At 40.6% G+C, this 24,352-nt stretch carries 20 protein-coding genes; 6 read left to right on the top strand and 14 right to left on the bottom strand.

Annotated elements, in window-relative coordinates; genetic code table 11:
• Positions 1-157: 157 nt before the first annotated feature.
• The 4 genes from ESZ36_RS06940 to argJ form a co-directional block, all read right to left on the bottom strand.
• Positions 158-862 (bottom strand): VC0807 family protein, encoded by a 705-nt coding sequence (locus tag ESZ36_RS06940; RefSeq protein ID WP_146785498.1) that lies wholly within the window; start codon positions 860-862, stop codon positions 158-160.
• A gap of 140 nt (positions 863-1,002) precedes the next feature.
• Positions 1,003-1,239, bottom strand: coding sequence for a thioredoxin family protein (locus ESZ36_RS06935; protein ID WP_146786140.1), 237 nt, complete (start codon positions 1,237-1,239; stop codon positions 1,003-1,005).
• 24 nt (positions 1,240-1,263) lie between these two features.
• On the bottom strand, positions 1,264-2,256 hold the full coding sequence (locus ESZ36_RS06930) for a permease (protein WP_146785495.1): 993 nt from the start codon (positions 2,254-2,256) through the stop codon (positions 1,264-1,266).
• 173 nt (positions 2,257-2,429) lie between these two features.
• On the bottom strand, positions 2,430-3,704 hold the full coding sequence (gene argJ / locus ESZ36_RS06925; RefSeq protein ID WP_146785492.1) for a bifunctional glutamate N-acetyltransferase/amino-acid acetyltransferase ArgJ: 1,275 nt from the start codon (positions 3,702-3,704) through the stop codon (positions 2,430-2,432).
• A gap of 330 nt (positions 3,705-4,034) precedes the next feature.
• Here argJ and ESZ36_RS06920 point away from each other — a divergent pair, with 330 nt between their 5' ends.
• Entirely contained in the window at positions 4,035-4,247 is a 213-nt protein-coding gene (locus tag ESZ36_RS06920; protein ID WP_146785489.1) for a hypothetical protein, read from the top strand.
• Between the two features lie 296 nt (positions 4,248-4,543).
• On the opposite strand, the gene ESZ36_RS06915 is transcribed toward ESZ36_RS06920, so the two are convergent.
• From ESZ36_RS06915 to dnaK, 5 genes are all read right to left on the bottom strand, one after another.
• Complete coding sequence (locus tag ESZ36_RS06915) at positions 4,544-6,715, bottom strand: 3'-5' exonuclease (RefSeq protein ID WP_146785486.1); 2,172 nt, start codon at positions 6,713-6,715, stop codon at positions 4,544-4,546.
• Positions 6,712-7,083, bottom strand: a complete 372-nt coding sequence (locus tag ESZ36_RS06910) for a response regulator transcription factor (RefSeq protein WP_146785484.1) — start codon at positions 7,081-7,083, stop codon at positions 6,712-6,714. The genes ESZ36_RS06915 and ESZ36_RS06910 overlap by 4 nt, the downstream gene beginning before the upstream one ends.
• 18 nt (positions 7,084-7,101) lie before the next feature.
• Complete coding sequence (locus ESZ36_RS06905; RefSeq protein WP_211357770.1) at positions 7,102-9,933, bottom strand: sensor histidine kinase; 2,832 nt, start codon at positions 9,931-9,933, stop codon at positions 7,102-7,104.
• Between the two features lie 474 nt (positions 9,934-10,407).
• On the bottom strand, positions 10,408-10,608 hold the full coding sequence (locus ESZ36_RS06895; RefSeq protein ID WP_146785475.1) for a hypothetical protein: 201 nt from the start codon (positions 10,606-10,608) through the stop codon (positions 10,408-10,410).
• 592 nt (positions 10,609-11,200) lie between these two features.
• Positions 11,201-13,117: a molecular chaperone DnaK gene (gene dnaK / locus ESZ36_RS06890; RefSeq protein ID WP_146785471.1), complete on the bottom strand. Its 1,917-nt coding sequence runs from the start codon at positions 13,115-13,117 to the stop codon at positions 11,201-11,203.
• Positions 13,118-13,509: 392 nt separating this feature from the next.
• Between dnaK and ESZ36_RS06885 the strand changes: the two genes are divergently transcribed.
• Positions 13,510-14,310, top strand: coding sequence for a Crp/Fnr family transcriptional regulator (locus ESZ36_RS06885; protein WP_146785468.1), 801 nt, complete (start codon positions 13,510-13,512; stop codon positions 14,308-14,310).
• 91 nt (positions 14,311-14,401) lie between these two features.
• Here the strand turns inward: ESZ36_RS06885 and ESZ36_RS06880 are convergent, their stop codons facing one another.
• The gene (locus tag ESZ36_RS06880; RefSeq protein WP_146785465.1) at positions 14,402-15,652 is read right to left on the bottom strand and encodes a lytic murein transglycosylase; all 1,251 of its coding nucleotides are present in this window, start codon (positions 15,650-15,652) and stop codon (positions 14,402-14,404) included.
• Between the two features lie 83 nt (positions 15,653-15,735).
• Positions 15,736-16,689 (bottom strand): LysR family transcriptional regulator, encoded by a 954-nt coding sequence (locus ESZ36_RS06875; protein WP_146785462.1) that lies wholly within the window; start codon positions 16,687-16,689, stop codon positions 15,736-15,738.
• A gap of 104 nt (positions 16,690-16,793) precedes the next feature.
• Here ESZ36_RS06875 and ESZ36_RS06870 point away from each other — a divergent pair, with 104 nt between their 5' ends.
• Positions 16,794-17,804: a cyclase family protein gene (locus tag ESZ36_RS06870; protein WP_146785459.1), complete on the top strand. Its 1,011-nt coding sequence runs from the start codon at positions 16,794-16,796 to the stop codon at positions 17,802-17,804.
• Between the two features lie 94 nt (positions 17,805-17,898).
• Here ESZ36_RS06870 and ESZ36_RS06865 read toward each other — a convergent pair whose 3' ends face one another.
• On the bottom strand, positions 17,899-18,255 hold the full coding sequence (locus ESZ36_RS06865) for a winged helix-turn-helix transcriptional regulator (RefSeq protein ID WP_146785456.1): 357 nt from the start codon (positions 18,253-18,255) through the stop codon (positions 17,899-17,901).
• A 137-nt stretch (positions 18,256-18,392) separates the two neighbouring features.
• Between ESZ36_RS06865 and ESZ36_RS06860 the strand changes: the two genes are divergently transcribed.
• Together ESZ36_RS06860 and ESZ36_RS06855 are read left to right on the top strand one after the other, a co-directional pair.
• Positions 18,393-19,724 carry an aldehyde dehydrogenase family protein gene (locus ESZ36_RS06860; RefSeq protein ID WP_146785453.1) on the top strand — a complete coding sequence of 444 codons (1,332 nt, stop codon included), beginning with the start codon at positions 18,393-18,395 and terminating at the stop codon, positions 19,722-19,724.
• 56 nt (positions 19,725-19,780) lie between these two features.
• Positions 19,781-20,566, top strand: a complete 786-nt coding sequence (locus ESZ36_RS06855) for a 2OG-Fe(II) oxygenase family protein (RefSeq protein ID WP_146785450.1) — start codon at positions 19,781-19,783, stop codon at positions 20,564-20,566.
• Between the two features lie 143 nt (positions 20,567-20,709).
• Here the strand turns inward: ESZ36_RS06855 and ESZ36_RS06850 are convergent, their stop codons facing one another.
• Positions 20,710-21,168, bottom strand: coding sequence for a hypothetical protein (locus ESZ36_RS06850; protein WP_146785447.1), 459 nt, complete (start codon positions 21,166-21,168; stop codon positions 20,710-20,712).
• Positions 21,169-21,439: 271 nt separating this feature from the next.
• On the opposite strand from ESZ36_RS06850, the gene ESZ36_RS06845 reads away from it, so the two are divergent.
• On the top strand, positions 21,440-22,660 hold the full coding sequence (locus tag ESZ36_RS06845) for an MFS transporter (RefSeq protein WP_146785445.1): 1,221 nt from the start codon (positions 21,440-21,442) through the stop codon (positions 22,658-22,660).
• Positions 22,661-22,745: 85 nt separating this feature from the next.
• On the opposite strand, the gene ESZ36_RS06840 is transcribed toward ESZ36_RS06845, so the two are convergent.
• On the bottom strand, positions 22,746-24,032 hold the full coding sequence (locus ESZ36_RS06840) for a sensor domain-containing diguanylate cyclase (protein ID WP_146785443.1): 1,287 nt from the start codon (positions 24,030-24,032) through the stop codon (positions 22,746-22,748).
• Positions 24,033-24,352: the final 320 nt, after the last annotated feature.

The raw sequence follows: 24,352 nt of genomic DNA, 5'->3' as shown, positions 1-24,352 counted from the left end.
TTGTACTCTGTTGATGAAGTTTAATTAGGTTTAAAAGTGATTAAGATAAGCAGGTAATAATGAGTATTAAAAACTGGCGAGGAAGGGCAGTGAGGGTTTGATTTTTTTATTCGTATTAACCGCCACAATAATGAAGCGGTTAAGTGTATTTCTATTGTTATTTGTCAGCGTTTAAAATTTGTTCCAACTTTAAATCCGTTAATTTCATCACACTTTTTACCACATAATACATGATCGCCATTAACATTATCGTTGAAGGTATGGCAATAACGGGATAACTTAAAATGGTCATTTCACCAAGTTGCTCATTAAACTGTGTTGTACCAGCAGGGCTAACTACAATCCATTTAGCTAAAAGGTAATTCATCGTCGCAGAAAAAACAAATGTTGCTGCTAACAGGTGATTTGCCCACTGAATTTTAGCTTTAAATTCATCGGTTTTATTTTTATTTGATAGCGACTCATAGATTAAATCTAAATTAAACAACATAGGATTTAATAAAATTTTGGCAATAAGTGGTTTGCCCCAAAAGCCAGATATTAGCACTACTAAGCCTATGGCTGAGGGTATTGCCGCTTCTTTAATAGCCAACCATTCCACATCTAACTCAAATAAACCAATACCACCGGTTAAGAAGGTGCTTAAAAAACCAAGTAATGAAATAAAGTTCATCGACTTGTTTTTAATGAAGTCATACAAGCCATAACCAATAGGAAATAACAATGCTAAAACCAAGGCGTACATAGAGCCTAAATATTCATCCCCCGATAATTTCATTAAAATAATCGACGGAACAGCAATATTAAAAATTATTTCTAACAGGGTATTATTAGGGCGTTTAGCTTTTGTTTGAATAGACACGATAACTTCATAATTAGGAAACACTGAGATAAGTTAGTATATTTCATCTGGTATTAGATCACAAAGCAGACGTTACTGAAATTATTTTAAACAAAACAGTATCGTTGCTTAAATGAGCAATTTAAAAAACTAATCGTAGTCTAGTCTCTCAACCATGACTCAATAGCCTCTCTATGAGGAATAGAGCCACTGTGTACATTTACTTCATTAATAATTACTGCAGGCGTACTCATTACGCCATAAGCCATAATCACTTCTGGATCAGTCTCTTTTTTTATGTCGATATCAATATTTAGCTCATTAGCTATTGCTGAAATAATCTCGACTGTTTTTGTACATTTAGCACAGCCTGTACCTAATACTTTGATTTCTTTCATCATATTTCCTCTTTAATTCAGACCTTAAATAAACGGGGTTAGAAAATTAAAAATCCAACCAATTAATGTAAATGCGACTAGTAGTAGTACGAAAAGCACAGCCAATAATTGCCACTGCATCACTTGCTTTAATAAAATAAACTCTGGGAAACTTGCAGCAACGGTACTCATGCAAAAGGCGAGTGTCGTGCCGATAGGAAGCCCTTGTTTAATTAAGCTTTCCATCACAGGAATAACACCTGTGGCATTAGAATATAAAGGTATTCCCAGTAATACGGCTGAAGGAACCGACCACCATTGACCATTTCCTAAATGTTCTTCAATCCAACCGTCAGGAACAAAGCCATGTAAAGCAGATCCTAATCCAACACCAATGATGACCCATTTCCAAACTCGACCAAATATTTCCAACATCTCTTCTTTTGCAAAAGTATGTCTTTCTTTTAGGGATAAAACGTCGGAGTTTTTGGCGGTCACTTTATAGGGGGCGTTTTGACCTCGTTCTAATGCTTTTGCGGCAAAAGATTGCAGCCAACGTTCAGCTTTGATGGCATCAAGAAAAACACCACCTAATATTCCCACTGTCATTCCAACCACAACGTAAAGCAGGGTAAACTTCCATCCCAATAAACTGAGTAATAATAATACAGCGACTTCATTTATTAGTGGTGATGTAATGAGAAATGACATAGTGATACCCACAGGAATCCCTGCGGATGTGAAACCCAAAAATACTGGAATACTTGAACAAGAGCAAAACGGTGTTATTGCGCCAAAACTAGAGCCTAATAAATAACCGATACCTTTATGCTTACCTGCTAAATAATCACGAACACGCTCTACATTCATTGACGCTCTTAACAAGGCAATAGCGTAAATCATCACTAGCAGTAAAAAGAATATTTTAGTGGTATCTTCAATAAAAAAATGGAGGGCATCACCTAATTTTGTTGTCTTCGATAGACCGAATATATCAACAACTAACCACGAGGCTAAATCTGTAAATACCTCAAACATGAGCTTTCCAAACTAGGTTTTTAGACTAAGACAGCATAACAGGAACGAGTGAATTGTCGCGCTGGTATTTTAAATATTAGATTCAAATAATAAAGGTGGTTTTACCCACCGTTATTATTTTTTAGGAATTTACTATCTGAAAGTAATATGGAGACGCTATTTAGGTTCAGTATTTAGGTTCTGTATTCTGCATTAATTTTTACGTAATCATAGCTAAAATCACAGGTCCAAATAGTTGACTCTTCATTGCCTCGATGAAGTTGCACGGTAATATCAATTTCTGCTTCGTTCATTATCGCTTGCCCCTCATCTTCCTTATAACTGGCAGCACGGCCGCCTTTTTCAGCCACTAATAAACTACCAAAATAGAGCTCTAATTGGTTAGTATCTAAATCAGCTAATGACTCACACTCTCTTGAAGCGTAACCAATAGCAGCAAGTACACGGCCTAAATTAGGATCAGAAGCAAACATTGCCGTTTTAACTAATGGACTTTTACCGATAGAAAAACCGATAGTTTTTGCTTCATCAAGTGTTAATGCACCTTTAACAGTTACCGTTATAAACTTGGTTGCGCCCTCGCCATCACGAACGATGGCTTTAGCCAAATACTGAGAGGTTTCAAGCAAGGCATTAAACACTTCCTGATAACCTTCATCGTTAGGGGTTGTGATAGCGGTAGCGTCACTTTTTCCGGTGGCGATAACAATAAAGGAATCATTGGTTGAGGTATCGCCGTCAACAGAAATACAGTTAAATGATAAATCTGCAATTTTTTTGGTCATACTATCTAACAACGATTTCGTTATATTTGCATCGGTTGCCACATAACCTAACATGGTGGCCATATTAGGATGGATCATACCGGCACCTTTCGATATACCGGTAATATTTACGCGATGATCGCCAATTTTTACATTAGTAGCATAAGCTTTAGGCGCAATGTCTGTGGTCATAATTGCTGAAGCCGCATCAGCCCAATTATCGGTGGTCAAATTAGCAACGGCCAGTGGTAAACCTGTTAAGAGCTTATCCATAGGTAAATGTTCTAAGATTACGCCTGTTGAAAAAGGTAATATCGACTCGGCTGGAATTGACATAATTTCAGCTAAATTTTGACAGGTCGTGAGTGCATCTAACATGCCTTGCTCGCCTGTTCCTGCGTTGGCATTACCTGTATTGATTACTAATGCTTTTATACCTGAAACATTAGTGCCTGCAATATCACTCTTTTTTACTGCGTCTAAATGTTTTTTACATAGTGTTACCGGTGCAGCACAAAAACGATTCTGGGTAAAAACGCCAGATACTGCACTACCATCACAAATTTCAATAACGAGTAAATCTTTACGGTTTGGTTTTTTAATATTTGACTCGGCCCAACCTAGGCGAATGCCTTGAATTGGCGTAAGTGAAGCAGGAATTATTTCAGGTAAATTAACAGGCATAAAAAATTATTAATAATATAAAAGTAGATAAATATTACGCTTTTATGGGTTTTTATGCAAAACAATCATTAGGGAAAAGCATAGTAAATTATAAAACCTGAATATTTCATGAATGAAAAAACGACCTCTGAATAGATTGTTTAGATACGAAAACTGACGTTAGCCCTTATTTATTTATTTAACGGCAACTGATCAGACAATACGGGCATTAGAAAATTGGCCTTAAGGACACACCTGCTACATTAAAATTAAAGTTACTTTTCGTTGTATCTAACTATTTATGCCATCAAAAACTTTGAGCATAGAGGATATTACCGTTAAGGCCTTCCCATGGTTGAAATTAGTTATGATTCATTTGAGGTTATAATTCACAAAAGGAAAGGTATGCTAGTTTTCTTTCTCTTTATGTTGTTTTTTGGAGACACTGATGAAACCCCGGTTTATACCCAAGTGACTTCAAAATGCAGGATTCAGCTGCAATTAGAAACGTCTTTAAGCAAGGCATTTATTGAAAATAATGCTTACTCAGCAGAATATGCTTAGGATAATTGCTCATGCATTATCTAATAAGGTACTTCCTGTACCGACTGCATTCTCTAATAAGCTACTATCCGTGTTGCGCCACTATCAAAATAAATAACGCAGCATCAAACGTTTCTAAACTAGTCCTTTGGGAACGACTGAGCAATTAAAGGGAATAATTGACGGGCAGGAGGGATTTAATTTTGAACAAGTGCCTTTAAGGTAAGCGTGAACGATGGATGATTGGCGTCATTAGGTCATTAGGTTATTAGGTTATTAGGTCAGTCGGCAGCGATACTTTTAATTTCGATAGGTTTTTAGTATTTGAGACGAGCATAGTAGGTCTTTTGCGCGGCGACACGTGCCTGTCCCATGGTATAGATGCCTTGCTCTGCCAAAAGGTGAATCAGTTGCAGGAATACTTCCGCTGTTGCCATGGCGTCACCCAAGGCCGTGTGGCGCCCATGAATATTAATGTTAAAGCGTTCGGCAATTTCTTCCAGCCCGTGCGATTCCTGATTGGGATGGACGACAGCAGACAGTAGTAAGGTATCTAGTACGGGCTGATCGAACACCACCCCGGTAGCCGTTTCCTTCACTTGCAGGCAGCGCATGTCAAATGCGGCATTGTGTGCCACCAACACGGTATCACCCACAAACGCATGAAAGGCTGGTAATACTTCTTCAATGACTGGCTGTCCTTTCACCATATCGGGCTGGATGCCGTGAATCGGTATAGTTATTGTCGGTATAGAGCGCCTGGGATCTACCAGTTGATCAAAGGTTTCCTGATGCAACAGCTTGCCGTTGACTATGCGTATGGCTCCGATCTGGATAATTTCATCACCGCCAGATGGATCTAGCCCGGTCGTTTCTGTATCAAAGACGGTGTAGGAGAGTTCGGTAAGTTTGCAATCTTCCAGTGAACGCGTTTGTTCCGAGGCTTGAAACAGGTCAAAGTCGTAAAATTCCGGGCGGCTACCTTTGCGCATCAAAGCCGATGTATCCAGCTGCTCTTGTGGTTTAGCCAGTGGTACAAGGAAACGAAAGAATGCCTGATTACCTTCTGTTTCGTGTTCATACCAGAACGCACCATCATGGCGTTCAACGACATCCTGGATTGTCAATGAGCTTTTTTCACCGCCTAGCCGAATGAAATCTTTTTCGCAATTTAACCTAGTGTCCTTTTTATTGTTTAGTGGAGTCCAGCAAAGATCAAGCTGACCATGAGTTTCGGTCATGCCAAGACGAAATTGCACCGTGTCCACGCCACATTCCAGGTGTACATGCTCGGTCAGATAGGTGATTGCTTCTAGTAATGTAAAGCTTTCCACTTTCAGCCAAACGGAAGTATCGACATTGGATTCGGTAGCGGTAAGTCCCTCCAGTGCATTAATACGGTTTATGGCGGCCTCAACCAAGTCAGCTCCCAGCATATTTTCGAGGGACCAGTGTGACATGAAGCCATTTACGGTGGTTGATTTGAGTTCATGGATACGTTCCCCCAATCCCTGTGTCTCTTCACGCAAAACACCCAGCAGACTTTCTTGCATGCCTGGTTCAAGATCGGGGTATTCCAGTACATCAAGAGCTGCCTGCATGTTTGCTATTGCAGCACGACTGCGTTCGGTAAGCGTATTTAGAACGTGATCCTGTTGTGATAGTGCTTCAAATTCATGGGTGATGTTTTCGGTTAAGAGTACAAACCCCGTCATCTGAGCGGATTCCTTGTTTTCAAGTTGGACAGCGCGTACCGGTGCCATTTGCACTCGTAGCAATTGCCCGGACTGTGTGGTGGTTACAAACTGTGCTGATGGGGATGCTACGTTATGTTGTAAACGGTGTTGAATATTTTCCAGTGCATGCGTGAGTAATTTGCGATCGAACAGACCATAAATTGAACGGCCAAGACCGATCAATTCAACCCCAGCCGCAACCTTGGTGGCTTTTGATAATCGTTGGAACTGTCTTCGGGCTCGGTTGTTGTATAGCAAGATACGTCCATCCAGATTGCAAACCACGACACTTTTACTGAGTTCGGACATCAGTGCGGCCAGGCGGTTTTTTTCGAGTTCTGTGTTGTGGGCTGCTTCCTGCACAAGTGCACCCATTTCCTCACGTAATGTTTCTCGCTGCTGCACTAACTGATTGAACAGATCGGTCAAGCTACGGTTTTCAATACTACCACTTGGTTTAAGTTGGCGTTTTACATCGGTGCCAAGCAAAACTTGGGCATCTTCTGCGAGACGGGCAGGGGCGGTCATGAAGTAGGCCACTAGCCAACGCAGTGCGATACCAACCGCACCCAGAGATATTGCCCACATTAAAATCAACAATTCAAAGCTTGGCCTCAGTGTAGCTGCAACTGCATCACGACCTGTTTCGTCAAGGGTAGACCAGATTAATATGCCTGTTGCCAGCAACCATAGCAGGCAGATAATGCCAATGATGGCCACACCAATAGCTACCCTCCAGTCAAAGCGTCTCATGCCTGATCCAGCATGTCGCGCACTTTTTGTGCCAGTTCCCTAGTGGAAAATGGCTTGATGACGTAACCATTAGCACCCATTGCCAGTCCCTTGGCGATATCCGTATCACGCCCTTTAGCCGTCAACATCAGAATAAGGATATCTTTCAGAACGGGGTTTGCGCGTACTTCTTGGCAAACATCAAAGCCAGTCTTTTTGGGCATCATGACATCCAGTAACACCAGGTCGGGATGCTCCCTGGATATGGCATCAATCGCTTCCTGGCCGTCATGTGCTGTCACCACAAGGTAGCCTTCCCTTTTCATCAAGAACTCCAGAGAAATCAGGATATTCTTCTCATCGTCGGCAATCAGGATAGTTTTACTCATTTTTTGGAACTCCTATCATTATGATGTATCGGCCAGACTGTCCTTTTGCCTAGGTAAGAAAAAGCCAAAGCAGGCGCCTTCGCCTATGTTTGACTGTAACCACATGCGCCCTCCAAAATGCTCCACAATTTGACGGCTTATCGGCAAACCAAGGCCTGTACCTAGCTGACGATCTGTTTCACCTTCTACCTGGCGGAACTTTTCAAACACCAGCTTCTGTTTTTCCGGTGCGATACCTGGCCCGTTGTCAATCACTTCAACCGTGATGCCTTCCATTGCATCTCGTATATGCACTTCAACCTTGCCTTTATCCTCGGGCACAAACTTTACAGCGTTTGATAGCAGGTTTATCAGCACCTGTATCAAGCGATCAGCATCGGCGCGGATCAATGACACATGTTTCTGGGCATGGACTTCCAATACAGCACCACGTTCCTTATAGATGCCAGAGATGGAATTGACTGACTGCGTTACCAGTTCCAGTATGTCCACATCACTGCTATGCCACTCGGCATGTCCTGCTTCTATCTTTGCCATATCCAGTACCTGGTTTACCAGTCTGCTGAGTCGCTCTGCTTCTGACACCACAATACTGAGAAATTCAAGGCGCTGTTCCTCCTCCATGCTGGGGTCATCCAGCATTAACTCTGTCATAGCGCGGATGGAGGTCAGCGGAGTACGTAACTCATGGGTCACGGATGACATAAAGTTGTCTTTCAATCTATCCAGACTTTTAAGCTGTTCATTAGCCGTTTGCAGTTCCTTGGTGGCCTGTTCCAACGAACACGACTTTTCTTCCAGTGCTTCCGAATAGGCGCGTAATTGAGAGGCTTCTTCCAGGATGCGCATTACGTCATCCAGTTCCAGAGCTTCTTCTTCCACTACTGAAGCCACCATAATCCGCGCAGAGGCACTGCCAATGGCTCCGGTCAGATGGGTTTCTACAAAGTGTACCAGTGTTGCGTCTTCGGGGATTTTCCCGATCTCATCGGCACCCACTTCCTGAGCATAGTCGGTGAACAATTGCTGTGCCTTTGTTTCACCCATAAAACGTCCGGTCAGGTGTAACAGGTCAGTTACTTTTGCCTGGCCCTGCCAGAATACCGGATGGGATAAGCGAGTACGTTGAAAAACATCGACAAACAATAAGGCCTGACTGGTTTCATGGGCTGTTGGGCGTTTCCAGAGTGATACTGCCACGTATGCCACTACATTAATAAAAAGGCTCCAAAACAAGGAATGGGTCAGATTATCAAGGCCTGCCAACCCCAAAAATTGTTCTGGTTTAAGCCATTCAATGCCAAATAGACCCTGATTAAGGAAATCTACAGATATCCATCCAGATTTGGCGAGTGAAGGTAACATTAAAGTGTAAGACCACATCAAAAACCCCAGTAAAAGTCCCGCAAGCGCACCGTTGCGTGTACCGTTTTTCCAGTACATTCCGCCCAACATAGCGGGTGCGAATTGTGCGACAGCGGCAAAGCTGATCAGGCCGATGCTAACCAGAGCATAGGCTTCCCCGGCTAAATGAAAATACAGGTAGCCCAACAACAGGATGCCGATGATGGCAATACGGCGAATGAAAAGTAGTAACTTGGTCAGGTCGCCGCCGGAGCGTTCACCAAAGCGTGTGGTGCGCAATAACACCGGCATGACTAGGTCATTACACACCATGGTTGATATAGCGATGACTTCGACAATTACCATACCGGTCACAGCCGATAGACCCCCAACAAAAGCGAATAAGGCCAGCATATTTTGGCCATGTGCCAGTGGCAGCGAAAGTACAAAGGTCTCAGCATTAACAGGGGCAGCACCAAAATAAAGCAGTCCCCCCAATGCTATGGGTAAGACAAAAATATTGATCAATAATAAATAAAGCGGAAACACCCAAACTGCTCGTTTCAAGTGTTGCTCATCGACATTTTCCACAACCATGATCTGAAATTGGCGTGGTAGAAAAATAACCGACAGCATGGCCAGTAGTGTCAAAGCAAACCATTGGGTGTAGGCAAATGAGCGTCCCTGGTCAAATGTCAGTAACTCCTTGATTTCTGCTATTGCTGATGCCTGGGCAAATATGTCTGACATGCCGTCAAAAATGCCATAAGTTACAAATAGTCCTACCGCCAGAAAAGCCACCAGCTTGACGACTGATTCGAGGGCAATGGCTGCCACTAGGCCTTCATGTCGCTCACTGCTGTCCAGGTGCCTGGTACCGAATATGATGGTGAACCCCGCCAGTATCAGTGCCATATACAGTGTTCCATCAAACCACCAATCGGACGGTGGTATGGCAATGCCACCCAGAGGGGTGGTCATTACATCGTAACCGCTGGAAATGGCTTTTAGCTGCAAGGCGATATAAGGAACGATGCCGACTACTGTGATTATTGTTACCAGCCCAGCCAGCAAGGGACTTTTGCCATAGCGACTGGCAATGAAATCGGCGATAGACGTAATGCGGTAGGTTTTCGCAATGCGGATCATTTTTCGAACAACGAGCCAGGCCAAGATCATGGATAGCATTGGCCCGAGGTAAATGGGCAGAAACCACACTCCTGCGCTGGCGGCAAGTCCCACGCTACCGAAGTAGGTCCATGCGGTGCAATACACGGCCATGGACAGGGCATATACCCACGGACTGGCAATGATGGATTGCCCAGTTTCTGCACGTTTGTCACCGAAATAGGCGACAGCAAACAGAATAAACAGATAGCTAAAAGATACGGTTATGACCAGAGGCGGGGAGAGCATTAGGTAGTTTTCCGTTTTTCCATCACCCAGGCCAGGGCTGCAATTAATATTCCCCAAATCAGAAATAATCCAAATGGCAGGAGTGGCCATCCTAGTACATGTATATCCTTATCCCATAGCGCAAGAAGTGGGAAGTTCAGAAATGCTATGCCTGTCAGTGATAGAGCAATCAAGCGTTGTGACGTCATGCCTTTTAACATAATCCCTCCATATAGGAACGAATCACCATAGACAACCAATAATGAACAGTATCAGAATCAAAGTGATCTTTTGATAGAAAGGTTTAGAGAACTATTCAACGACCGCTATAGGTTCTTTGATCTTGCCCGATAAAAAGGGACACTAATTAAAAATATTACTGAATTACCCGTTGAGAGCTTCATTCCCGTCATTTGAAGACATTACCGTCTTCATCCGAGCTACTGATTAATGACAGTTTCTGTACCGAAACCAAAAAAACAGGCTATTCGCCTGTTTTAAAATATCTCACTGAGCATTCCATTGCAGATTATTATTTCAGCTGTCAGTAGCTACACTGCGTGACGGCTCTGGACAGTTACTTGTTTAGTGAACCTCTGTCGGTCCATGACGATTGAGGATATCCATTATTTCCGGTTCTGCACTCTCTGGCATCATTACCTTAACCTGTGAAACTTTTTCATCGATGAAAAAATTTTCCCTTGGGATATCCTTATTCACCAGTTCATCAGCCACATTTTTAAGGGCTATTTTATCTGTATATGTTGCTGTAATAGTCTTGTACATGACAGTTTCTCCTGTTTGACCAATATCTTCTATAAGCTAGAATCGATCTCGTGAGACGTGGAAACTGTTTCGATATGCGTCTTATACAAGACCCTGAAAGGAATTACCCTTGATATAGACACCCACTCGCACATCCTGAGTGGAAATATCATTGTCCTTTCTTACTTATATTTTAGAGCAGAGCACTGAATACCGCCAGTTTGTCTAACATTTCCTTTTAGCGCTAGTCGTGACCTTAAGAGCAATTGATAGATAATTTTTACTTTGTAGCATCATCAATTGTGATTACCTGTTCATGGTAAAAGTAATCCATTGCTCATATTGAATGTAAATTAGTGCTATATGTGATGTAACTGAGCATTCAACTCAGTGTCATTATTCAAAGGGATTTAAGGGAGGGGAGGGGTTAAGGCAATGAAGTTATTGACTAAAATTATTTTACTATGCAATAAAAAACCTCTAACAATTCATGTTAGAGGTTTTATTTTTAGTATTGATAAGAAAAGCTTGTTAAAAGTTTCACTCAAACTCATTTAAGTTATGCACTTATTATCTGAATCTAAGAGTTAACGTAACAGCAATCATTTATTGGTTAACCGTTGCTTACCTCTTCAAAATCAGCATCAATTATATCTTCGTCCTTAGCGCCATCATTGGCAGCATTACCTTGCTGCTGACCTGCTTGCTGTTGCGCTTGCTGTTCTGCTTGTGATTGTTCAGCTTGCATAACTTTACTGTAAGCTTCTTGCAAAGCATTTTGTCGCATTTCAATGGCGGCTTTGTCACTGCCATTAACCGCCATTTTTAACTGCTCAATTAATGCTTTTAGCTCTGCTTGCTGACCATCGCTTAAACTGGTCATTGACGTTTGCACAGTATGAATTAATTGGTCTGCTTGGTTACGTTGTTCAACTAACTCACGCTTTTGTTTGTCTTCACTTGCGTGCAGCTGAGCATCGTTCACCATGCGATTAATTTCATCTTCCGTTAAACCACTTGAGGCGGTAATTTTAATGCTTTGCTCCTTGCCTGTTGCTTTGTCTTTCGCTGAAACATTTAAAATACCATTAGCATCAATATCAAAGGTAACTTCAACTTGTACCGATCCTCGTGGGCCAGGGTTAATATCGCTTAAGTTAAATTGACCTAACGATTTATTATCTGTCGCCATTTCACGCTGACCCTGCAACACATGTACGGTTACCGCTGCTTGGTTATCTTCCGCTGTTGAGAACGTCTCAGAAGCACGTGTTGGTATCGTGGTATTTTTCTCAATAAGCTTAGTCATTACCCCACCTAAGGTTTCAATACCCAGTGATAGTGGTGTTACATCTAGTAATAACACATCATTAACCGCACCTGACAACACACCCGATTGAATGGTAGCACCTAAAGCAACGGCTTCATCTGGGTTGACATCTTTACGTGGCTCTTTATCAAAGAAGCTTTTAACTGCGTCTTGCACTTTTGGCATACGTGTTTGACCACCCACCAAAATAACCTCGTCGATATCACTTTTACTTAAACCTGCATCTTTTAATGCTTGCTCACACGGCGCAATGGTATTTTTTACTAATTCATCAACTAATGACTCTAATTTCGCTCGAGTAACTTTCACATTTAAATGTTTAGGGCCACTAGCATCAGCCGTAACGTACGGTAAATTCACATCAGTTTGTAGTGCAGATGACAATTCGATCTTTGCTTTTTCCGCCGCTTCTTTAATGCGCTGTAGAGCTAACGAATCTTGATGGATATCAATGCCACTTTCTTTTTTGAATTCATCCGCAAGGTAATTAATGAGGCGTAAATCGAAATCTTCTCCGCCTAAAAAGGTATCACCATTGGTTGCTAATACTTCAAATTGTTTTTCACCGTCTACATTGGATATTTCAATAATGGAAATATCAAAGGTACCGCCACCTAAATCGTAAACCACTACTTTTTGGTCAGCGTTACTATTTTTATCAACACCATAGGCCAACGCTGCGGCAGTGGGTTCATTAATAATACGCTTAACATTAAGTCCGGCAATTTTACCTGCGTCTTTTGTTGCTTGGCGCTGTGAATCATTGAAATATGCCGGTACGGTAATAACCGCCTCGGTTACTGTTTCGCCTAAATAGGCTTCAGCATCTTTTTTCAATTTACGTAAAATTTGAGCTGATACTTCTTGTGGTGACAATGCTTTACCATTGACTTCAACCCACGCATCGCCGTTGTCTGCTTTTACAATTTTATAAGGCGCTAACTTAATGTCTTTTTGTACTTCTTTGTCGTCAAACTTACGACCAATCAATCGCTTAATCGCAAATAATGTATTGGTAGAATTTGTTACGGATTGTCTTTTTGCCGGTTGACCCGCTAACGTTTCATTGTTTGCATAAGCAACAATTGAAGGCGTTGTACGGCTACCTTCTGCATTTTCAATAATTTTGGCAGTGCCACCTTCCATAACTGCGACACATGAATTTGTTGTACCTAAATCAATACCAATAATCTTAGTCATAATAATCACCTGTTATCTAATAAAAAGTTTAATAAATAGTCTAATAAATAGAATCTAATAAAATGGTCTGTTACCCATGGCTATTACCAAATGAGTACTTTGACCGTATAAAAAACCTAGTTAAACAACCTGTATAAACCGGTTCACATAAATGGTTTACTGTTGGATGTTTGGTTAATGAGGCTATGATACTCAAGGTAAGTAAATGCTTCTGTCATAAATATGACACTCCGCATAATTTTATGTTATTCAATGTTTTAAATTTATAAATCAATGGATTAAGAGAGCAGTTAAAGTGACGTGACTAAAAAATAATATTAACTTTTGCTATATAGTCACAACGGGGTAGAATTAAAATACCTACATACTCGGCCATTAAAATTATTTTATTTATGCATAAAAATAAGACTGATTTACCTCAAAAATCTACTCAAGAGTTAAGTCCAGAGTTAAGTCCGGTGTTAAGTCCTGTGTTAGTGAAACAAGCTAATCTTTTTGCAGATTTACCAGAAAAATTAATTGAGGATTTTCAACAAGAATTTCAGCTTAATGAGTGGCATAAAGGCGATTACATTAATTGTGACATATTAACAAAACGCTTTTTTGTGGTGATTGAGGGGAGTTTAGAAATCAAACAAAGTAACCCCGATACAGGCAGAGAAGCGACGTTAGATATGCTTTATGCAGGAGATTGTTTTGATTTAATGGTGCTATTAGACGATAAACCCCATAAAGTTATTATTTCACCGTTAACAACGGTAAAATTACTGTCAGTCAAACTGTCAACTATGCGACATTGGCTGTGGACTTATCCTGAGTTTAACCAACAATTTATGCCTTACATAGCAAAAAAGATGCGTGAAAAAGAACAACAGGCAAGTAGTCTAATTTTACACGATGTAACAACACGTTTAAGCCGTATTATTTTAGAACATATTAATAAAATTAAGTTTTATACGGGTAGTAAAGAAGAAGAGCATCATCATCATTTAGTGAATGGTTTAAACGATGAAACGTTGGCGCGGATGACAGGCTCAGTGAGACAAGTGATTAATAAACAGTTACAACACTGGAAAAAAGAAGACGTTATTGATAAAAAACGTAATCAATTGATTATTAAAGATTTAGAAGCATTAGAAAAAGAAGCGAAATATACGCAAAATTTAGCTAATGCGCCTTTTTCTAATACCTAGTTGAGTAGCTAGACGAAAAATAAAAGTTAGTTTTTTAACCCGTAAATGTAAGCATCAATCAACTTGCTTGATTGATGCAGGGCGTAATAGCCTATGCTTTACTCCCCACTGATTTGATTGTTACAAAAACTTCTTTATTTGGGTATCCATCGGCAATCAGTTGATGTTGTAGCTGAAATGATCGAATGGCCTGTCTACTTTTAGGTCCCCAGATCCCATCGGGTTCGCCTGTTTCAAAGCCTAATGAATTGAGTTGGCTTTGTAGGTTTTTCATTTGTGCAACACTATAAGGTTTCACTTTAGTTTGCGCTTTGTGTGAAAACTTAAGGCCTTTAGCACCAACTAATTTATTGGCTAATAGACCTACTGACAGTGCATAACTTTTCGAAAGGTTCCACGTCATAATCACATTAAAGTTAGGATAGAGTAAAAATGCAGGACCTTTATGGCCTGAAGGAAGATATAGCTCAGCCTGAATATCATAAGTAGATAATGATTGGTTATTTGTTTTTTTAACGCCTAGTTCCTTAAAATAGTTAAGTGGGTAATATTGATCAAAAGCCACTTTATCAAAGGCAAAGTTTTCTGGTAATTTAACTTCTCTGCCCCAGCGTTCTTTAGGCTGCCAACCTATTTTATTTAAATAATTGGCCGCCGTTGTTAAGGCATCAACCTCACTTTTCCAAATATCGACTTTGCCATCATTATCACCATCAACGGCATATTTTAAGAACGCGGTAGGCATAAATTGCATATGCCCCATTGCACCGGCCCAAGAGCCTTGTAGTTGTTCAACAGCAACTTGCTTTGTTTCAATTAAGGTGAACAAGTTTAATATTTCTAGAGTAAAAAACTCACTACGACGTTCATCACAGGCTAATGTTGCTAAGGAATTAAGTACTGACATTTTACCTTTATGTTTACCAAAAACTGTTTCTAAGCCCCAAAAAGAGACTAAATATTGGCGTGGCACGCCGTATTGCTTCTCTAACTTATCAAACAGTTTTTTATTTTTACTCAGTTTTTCCTTTCCTACTCGAACATGATAAGCGGTTACTCTCGCTTTAATATACTGCTCAAAGGTTTGGGTAAATTCGGGTTGTTTTTTATCTAAAGCTATCACTCGCTTAATAGGGGAAATATTTTCAATAACGGTTTGGGTTATATAAGATGAAAACCCCGCGGTTTCAGCACGTTTAACTAAATTAATTTTGCACTGAAGAAAATCCTCATCGGCAATGGTGGCATTAGCCATAATAGGAAAAAATGCGCAAAGCATGATTAATTTTTTATAATGAAAAAAAGTAAGTGTTTTTTTAATAAGACGGTTTGACGAGAGCATGAATGAGCATCCTTGGCTAAAGCTGAAAGTTAAGAATAAGTAGCAATTGCATTGCTAAATTTTACCTTGATAACAATCATTAATCACCGTTTTATTTCATGTGCTACAGGTTGTAAGGTTTCAGCCCAAGTATGGTAAGTATTCTCACCATTTTGTTCAATTTTCATTATTAAATAATCAATGAGTACTTTTACTTTGGTGGGCAAAAACTCGCGCTTTGGATAAACACAATAAACCCCTTCTGATGAACGAAGAAAAGGTGAAATAGGGACAATCCTATTCGCTTTCAGCCAGTCGCGGGCAATAAAATGGGGTAGTTGGGTTAAACCAAGCCCTTGGGCGCATAGCTCAGCCACGGCTTCACCATCATTGACAATATACTGACTGCCAGGATCATAACTCTCAACTCCTTGACCTTCATCGACAGTGATAGGCATTAAACGTCCAGACTGAGGGTATTTAAAACGAATCCAACTATGTTGAGAATATTCTGCGGCGCAGTTAGGAAAACCATTAGCAGCAATATAAGCAGGCGAGGCACAAAGAATGAAATCGATTGGGCTCAGCATTCGTGCAACCAGTCGTTGGTCATCGAGTTTACCGGTACGAATGGTTAAATCAATGCCCTGTTCTAAAATATCAACATAACTATCATTAAACGAAACTTCCAAGGTGATGTCTGGGTATAACTGAGTAAACTCCTGTAATAATGGCATGACATAAAGCCGACCATAAGACACTGGCAGGTTTACTTTAACCTGGCCACATGGCAGATCATTGCTTTGTTTTAACTCTTGTTCACATTGTTCTAACTCTAATACTATTCGCCGTGCAGTGACTAGATAACGAGAACCCGAATCAGTTAAGTGAACCTGACGGGTAGAGCGGTTGAATAGTTTAATACTAAGATTATCTTCAAGGCGTGCCATTCCTTTACTTACGGTCGATGCAGACAAACCCAAGTGATTTGCAGCCGCTGCAAAACCGCCATGATCAACCGCGTTAACAAAGAGCTTTAGCAAGCTTAACTTATCCATAGGTGAAGTTTCGTCACAAGTAATATGAAGTTGGTGATATTTAATCACATCATCAGGACGGTTACTATGTTGCCAGAGAATTTAATGTTTTAAGGAATAATAAAATGAAAAAATTAATTATTGGCTGCACCATATTACTTACCGTAGGCTGTGCATCGGTATCACAGCCTAACCATTTGGAATTTATTGATCTTAGCCATCCTATCCCAACATTTTCACCAAGTAAAAGCGACGCCAATAAGCCTGATCTAAATCAGCCTGTTAATAACAGCACACCAATCGCAGGTTTTTATCAACAAGCAATACTCTATCCAATAGATAAATGGGCAACTAGCCAAGGCCATTTCAACAGTAGAGCCATTTTAATTCAAGAGCACAACGGCACCAGTTTTAATGCCCCTAATCATTATCAAAATGATGAAAACAGCACAGAAAAAGGAGCGATACCTTCCAGTAAACGCAAAGCCGCACATCAATTGGACAGCGAGCAACTAACGGGGAATATTGTGCTAATTGATGTATCGAATAGGGTAAAAGCCGAATTGGCAAAAAATGATGGTAAACCAAGCATAGATCTAAATATCACCGACTTTTCTGATAATTCACAAGCGACGATTAGAGCTGCTGATATTCGAGCCGTTGCAGATCAAATTACTGATGGCTCGTGGTTAGTCGGCCGTGTTGGTTGGGAACAATTTTATTTTTCAGCTACTGAAGATTGGGATAAGTCGCAGTATGTTAATGGACTAAACCACCCTGGATTTACCGGAGAAGCTATTGAAGAAATCATCAAAATTATGAACGAAAAAAAGATCAAGATATCGGGTATTGCCGCTGACAGTTTTAGTACTGACTCAGGACAGGGGGCTAAAGGCAGTGACGACAAATGGAGCAATGCATGGCCAGCACATGTTCGTTTATATCAGCGTGATATCTTAATTGTTGAAAATCTAACAAACCTATCATTATTAGCTCAACATCAAGGTGATTGCTCATTGATGGTTGGCGCATTAAACCATGTGGGCGGTACCGGAGGTCCAGCAAGAGTGATGGCTGTATGTGAAGAACAAGTAAAAAATAACGAGCAAGTGAAATTTATCCACCGTCATCGTTAAGTTATTTTACCGGCTAAGTAAGTTAATTTGTTGAATGAAAATAAGGGGAGTTAGTCGTTCTCCTTATCGTTAGCTAGTAATCCAAAAAAAAGGGTTAAAGACCGTTATCTTCGGTCCAATCTTTGAGTTTTTCTAAAAGATCTAATGCCGTGCGGCCAAAATCGGTGATTTCATAAGCGACGGCAATAGGGCGATCGCTGATAACTTCACGCGTAACCAGTCCTTGTGCTTCCAATTCCTTCAGGCGTTGGTCGACCATTTTCTTACTTGCGCCACCTAACATACGAGATAATTCGTTAAAACGAACTGGACCATCTTTTAGATGCCAAAGAATAGACGCTTTCCATTTACCACCTAAAACCCGCATGCCCCGCTCAATAAGACAAGGTTCTTCACAGCTTTCTAAATTTATTTTTTTAATATTACTATTTGTTTTTGTTGTGCTTTTCATTATGTTTCTATTTCTAACTGAGTGGTTACTAAAAGTATACTGGTTGCTTTAATTAACCACTCTAGCATAATACTGTTCTATAACCAATTTACACTTTGTGAAGCATTAACTTTAGCGCAATTTTAGGAAGCCATTTTATGCCAATACTCACCTCTTTTGACCCAATTAATAGAGCGCCATTAGGTGAAGTTCCCATTACGGAACCAACAGATATGTCATCGCTTGTTTTACGTGCAAAAAAAGCACAAAAATCATGGTCGGCTCTGTCTCTTGATGAACGCCAACAAAAAGTAATGAAGGCCTACGAGCGTCTTGTTGCGGTAGAAGAGCAACTAACGTTATTGATCAGTAAAGAAATGGGTAAAGATTATCGTAGAGCAAGTTATGAGGTCACTGGCACCGTCCAAAATGCGGCCTATTTTACTCAGGAAATAGCGCAAGCCTTAAAAACGGAGTCAATGGGACGAAATGCTGAAATGCAATATCGGCCATTAGGCGTAGTCGCCGTTATCTCACCTTGGAATTATCCATTGGCGATGGCGAATAACTTACTGTTGCCTGCGCTGATTGCAGGTAATAGCGTGGTATTAAAGCCTTCGGAAGAAACCCCTTTAGTTGCAGACCTTTTTGTTAAAACATTAAATCAGGTGCTACCTGAGAATGTACTACAAATAGCGCATGGTGATGAAAAAACCGGTAAAGCTTTGGTTAATGCCGACATCAATATGGTGGCTTTCACTTGTTCATTAGCTGCTGGCAAGCACATTATGGCAAGTGCTGCGTCAGGACTTAAACGTTTAGTGATGGAATTGGGCGGCAATGATCCACTTATCGTTATGGCAAGCGCTGATGTTGATAAAGCAGTTCAGTTTGCGGTGGCTAGCTCTTTTGAAAATACCGGTCAAATGTGTACTTCGACTGAGCGTATTTATGTTGATGAACGTATAGCTGATGAATTTGAGCAGAAAGTGGTTGCGTTAGCGAGTCGTTATCAAGCGGGCGCTTGGGATCAAAATAATGTCAATATTGGCCCGATTGTTAATCCTAAGCAGCATGCTAATGTGTTGTCTCAACTCGAAGATGCCCAAGCAAAAGGTGCTTCATTCTTATTAGGAAAGCAGCATTATGCATTACCTTATATACAGCCTACAGTGGTAACTGGTATCACACCCGATATGCTTTTAGAGCGAGATGAAACTTTCGGTCCAGTAGTAGCTATCAGTCGTTTTGAGCAACTATCTGAGGCGATTGAACGAGCTAATGCTAGCCCATATGGTTTAGGCGCAGTAGTATTTGGTGGTGCTGGCGCCAATGCTGTTGCAGGGCAAATGGAAGCTGGCATGGTGGCTGTCAATCAAGGTGCTGGTGGTCTTGGACCCTGGGTTGGGGCTAAACAAAGTGGCTTTGGTTTTCATGGAACTGCTGCGGGTCATCGCCAGTTTTCCCAGCTACGAATTATTAACAAATAAGTCATACCAATCGGACCAATAAATTAATCCATTTGGTATAAATAATAGAGAAAAATATGAATCAAAAAATAGACACAACAGCTGACTTTTTTGTCGCCGCTTTAGAGCCCGGAGCAGAGCATCCTGCTTTACCTGCATGGGGTAATCACCAGGTAAACCCTGCAAACTTGAGTGATACTTTTGATATCAGTGATATTGAAAGACACGAGTTGACTCAGGTGCCTGGCGCATTTCAATTATTCAATGTATTGACAAAAGGTGAGTGTGAAAAGCTGATTAGTATTAGTGAACAGTTGGGGTTTCTTCCCGATGCCGCTGTTTCTTTACCACGTAGTGTTCGTCATAACGATAGCTTAACTTGGATAGTTGATGAACAAACAGATGGCATTATTTGGCAGCGAATTGCGCATTTAATGGATGATAGACAAGCTATTTTTGGTGGCAGCAAGGCGTTGGGGATCAATGCGCGTTTTCGCTTCTATCGTTATAATCCTGAGGACTATTTCAAACCTCATTCTGATGGTTCTTGGCCGGGTAGCCGTATTATTAATAACGAGCTGATTGCTAATGCTTATCCTGATCGTTATAGCCAAATGACTTTTTTAATATTCTTAAGTGAAGATTTCCAAGGTGGTGAAACGCGCTTCTTAGTGAATGCTGATGACCCGACTAAACCGGCAACATCGAATGACAATGTTAAAAATGTTGATATTCGGACCCCGGCTGGCGGAATGTTATGCTTCCCTCACGGTATGCACCCATTGCATTGTATACACAGTTCAGTACCTATTACTGATGGGGTTAAGTATATAATTCGTACCGATGTTTTATTTGAATTGTAAGCATGCTTTGGAGGTGTTTGTTGCGATAGTAGCCTCCAAAAAAGAAAGTAGAAAGAGTGGAGGTTGTCTCGCTTTTTCTACTCATTTTGGGATCTATCGAGCTGTGAACAAAAGTTTTCTTTATGCAGCGTAAATCGCTTTGGCTAATCAGTCGCTAGAATCTCATTAATTTCTTCAATATGCGTTTTTAGCTTACTCAAGCAAATATCGGTATCTTCATCTGACATAGCATTACCTTCTAATAACACATAGCGGTCTTGATCCAGGTCTATCATGTTGGAAAAGTAGAAAGCATCTTTCCAATACTTACACGGTGTCGATTCGGTGGTTAAGTGATCTTTGCAAAGCTGTTGATCTTTTACATAAGGCAAAACTGCTAATGCTTTATGTTTGTACACTTTAATCGAAACCCCTTCAGGCCAGTTTTTTAAACGAATATCGAGGTCACACTTAATGTCGGAATTTTCTTTTTTTAAGTAGACTTTTTTTACTTCAAAAGATCCTCGCCACTGTGAAAATAGACTTCCAGAAAAAACTTCCTTCTCTATTTCATTAAACTTATCTTCAATTTGTTGTGTAATTAAATTAATGTTATCTGACATGATATTGGTGCCTTTTATTTTGTAGAAATTGACAGTTAAGTGCCGTTCAATAACGCTATGCTACTGGGACTACGCAGAGCTGTAAAGCTGAGGAGGACGGCTTTTTCATGAGTATTTTTTATGGTTTGATAAGTTTATTTTTTAATATCACAACGACTCAATAAGATTGCTGTGTACAGCGCAAAACATGCATTTAGGCCTGCATTAATTTGATATTTCCTTGTGAGGTTTTACTGTATGATGCCCGATTTTATTGGGATATTAACAGCCAGTGCAGCGCTCTATATTTACTGAACGTAATTACCTGACCTACTTGTGTGGCAGTATATTTTCTACTCAGGGTCTTTGGATTCAGCGCATGACACTGGGCTGGATGATGTGGGATCAAACCCATTCAGAAAGCTGGTTAGGCATGTTGGCTTTCCTAATGTTCTTCCCATCTGTAGTGGTAGGTCCCTTATTTGGAGTGATGGTAGATCGCATTAACCGTCGCCAGGCAGCGGTTGTTACCAGTATTATACTGGGGCTGTTATCACTAGTATTGTCCTTATTGGTATGGCAACAGTTAGCTGATGAGATGATGCTGCTGTTTTTTGCCCTAGGAATAGGTATAGCCAATAGTGCCTATCAGTCGATACGACTGTCTTTAGTACCTGAATTGGTCAGTGACGTTAATATGCCCAAGGCAGTGGCCATCAATGCTATTTTATACAATACCTCACGTTTTATTGGACCAGTTATTGCCGGACTGCTGATTAAATATCAGGGCAATGCCGTTGCATTGGCGGTGGTTGCGGCCTGTTATATACCGTTAATTATCGTATTACTGTTGTTAAAACTTGATGAATGCCAACGGATTTCTGGGGCAAAGCAATTTACTTTTTTTATGGATATAAAAGCTGGACTGAATTACGCCTTGAATTCGGACTTAATTCTGCGTTTATTAATGTTAATTGCTGTCTCTGCTATGTTCGGCCGAGGGTTGCTAGAAATATTACCTGCAGCGGTTGATGTACTCTACGGGCGGGGCGTGGAAGCATTAGCTTGGATGAATTCAGCGGCGGGAATCGGTGCTATTATTGCGGGTTTATTACTGTCATCCTTTAGTGCTGGGCGCTTAATACCGGCAATGCGTATAGCAGTGATTAGTTCTGGTTTACTGTTGGTAGTCTTTAGTTATACCAGTAGTTATGAGTTAGGTTTAGTGATTATAGGGGGATTAAGTTTTTGTGCCACTGTCTGTGGCGTCGGTACTCAGTCACTTATTCAGGTGTCAGTGACAAGTGCTTTTAGAGGCAGAGTCATGAGTTTATGGGGCGCCATTAATATTGGTGGTGGTGCATTAGGTGGCTTGTTATTCGGTGTGTTTACCGAGTCTGTGGGGTATCCCGTCACGCTCGTCACTATGGGGCTGATTTGTGTTGTTATCGCCTATGTCGCTACGCGTCGTACTACTTTACCTGCACCATTGAACCAGCCAAAGTGTGATTAACATTTATACTTGTTCCACTTGATTATGAATCACTCAGACGTCCTGATACGAGCATATTCAAGCGGGACGGGTATAGTATAAAACGTTAAATTTCAGTAGAAGTTTTATTTCTTCCAGTGTTTTTTGCTCTATACAATATCTGATCTACTTTATTGACCATGCTGCTCATTTCAATAGCGTCGCCAGAAAAGTATTCTAAGCCAATAGATACGGTCAGTTTTATCAAATCGCCCTCATAGATTGTTTCAAGGTTTTCAATGTTTTTTCTGATTTTTTCAGCGACAATCATAGCTGTTATTTTTGGTATTTCTGGAAGGAGTACCAAAAACTCTTCTCCGCCCCATCGGCAAATAGTATCTACTTCCCTAATGCTATTGGTCACAGTTTTTGAAAAGGCGATTAAAGCAGCGTCACCACATGCATGTCCGAATCTATCGTTGATTGACTTAAAATGGTCAATATCTAACATTAACAGCGAGAAACCTCGTTTGAATCTTTTAGAACGGGTGATTTCTGAACTGAGTAATTCGGTAAAATATCGGCGGTTGTAAAGTTCCGTTAAAGGGTCTCTTCTTGAGGATAAGATTAACTCTTCCAGCAGTTGATTCTTTTCAGAAATATCCCTGATAACCGCAGTAAACTCAACATTATCAGCAATGCGAATTTTTGATATGGTCACTTCAATGGCAAATTCGCTACCGTCCTTTCTAAGACCTTGTACGGCTGCACGGGTTTGCATGGGTCTAGAATCTACCTGTGATCTTTTGAACCCTTCGACATAACTATGATGTTTAGCTTGGTATTTCTCAGGTAATAACTTGGTTAGTGGCTGACCAATTATTTCCTGTTCACTGTAACCAAACATTGATTGGGCGGCTTCGTTGAAAAGCTTCACATTTTGCTGTTCATCTATGGTGATTATGCCGTCATAGGCATTATTCACCACGGCTTCAAATCGTTTCATCGAGAGGTTAAGTTGTTTTTCTAAGATCTTTTTCTCTGTGATCTCAACACAGGTTTGGATTATTCTGAATGCTTCTATTTTTGAGTTCACGATAGGAGAGACTATTGAACGCCAGCATCTTTCTTGTCCTTTGTAGTCAAGCACTATCTCTGTTTCTAAAGCCAAGCGTTCATTTTTACAATGAATGAATGCTTCTTTTAGGGGATTGTGAATGTATCTTGGGAATATTGTTGTCAGTGGCTGACCAAGCGCTTTCGCACTTGAGTATCCGATAAGATCCTCATATCGGCTATTGCAACTGACCAGTTCAAAAGCTACCGATTGAGGGTCGAACTCAAAGACAGCGAAACTAGCGCCAATGGCCTCAATTGAGCTGATTAGACTATCGTGATCACTAAGAAAAAACATGGGGCTCTCCATTACCGAGGATTTATATATTGATCTGAAACTTTTAATCGCATTGCTGATGGCTAAATTGAATTTATATAAAAATAAAATTATTTAGGCAGAGATAGTGAATAAGACACAGAAAGGTGTTTTTAAATTTCGGTGAACTATATATATTTTTATTTATTATTTCAATCTCTTATCATTCTTTTATAAAAGGGAAGGTGCTGTCGAGTAATTCATTGTTGGGGGGAGTCGCTCTAATTTGTTAAGCAAAGATGTCTCTCAACTTAGTGGAATTTTTTGACTAATAAGCAATGTTTTGAAATAGACATGATCAA

Source organism: Colwellia demingiae, from assembly GCF_007954275.1.
GTDB classification, from domain to species: domain Bacteria; phylum Pseudomonadota; class Gammaproteobacteria; order Enterobacterales; family Alteromonadaceae; genus Colwellia; species Colwellia demingiae.
The sequence above is the reverse complement of the archived record's forward strand: the minus strand, read 5'-3'. Positions and strand labels throughout refer to the sequence as shown.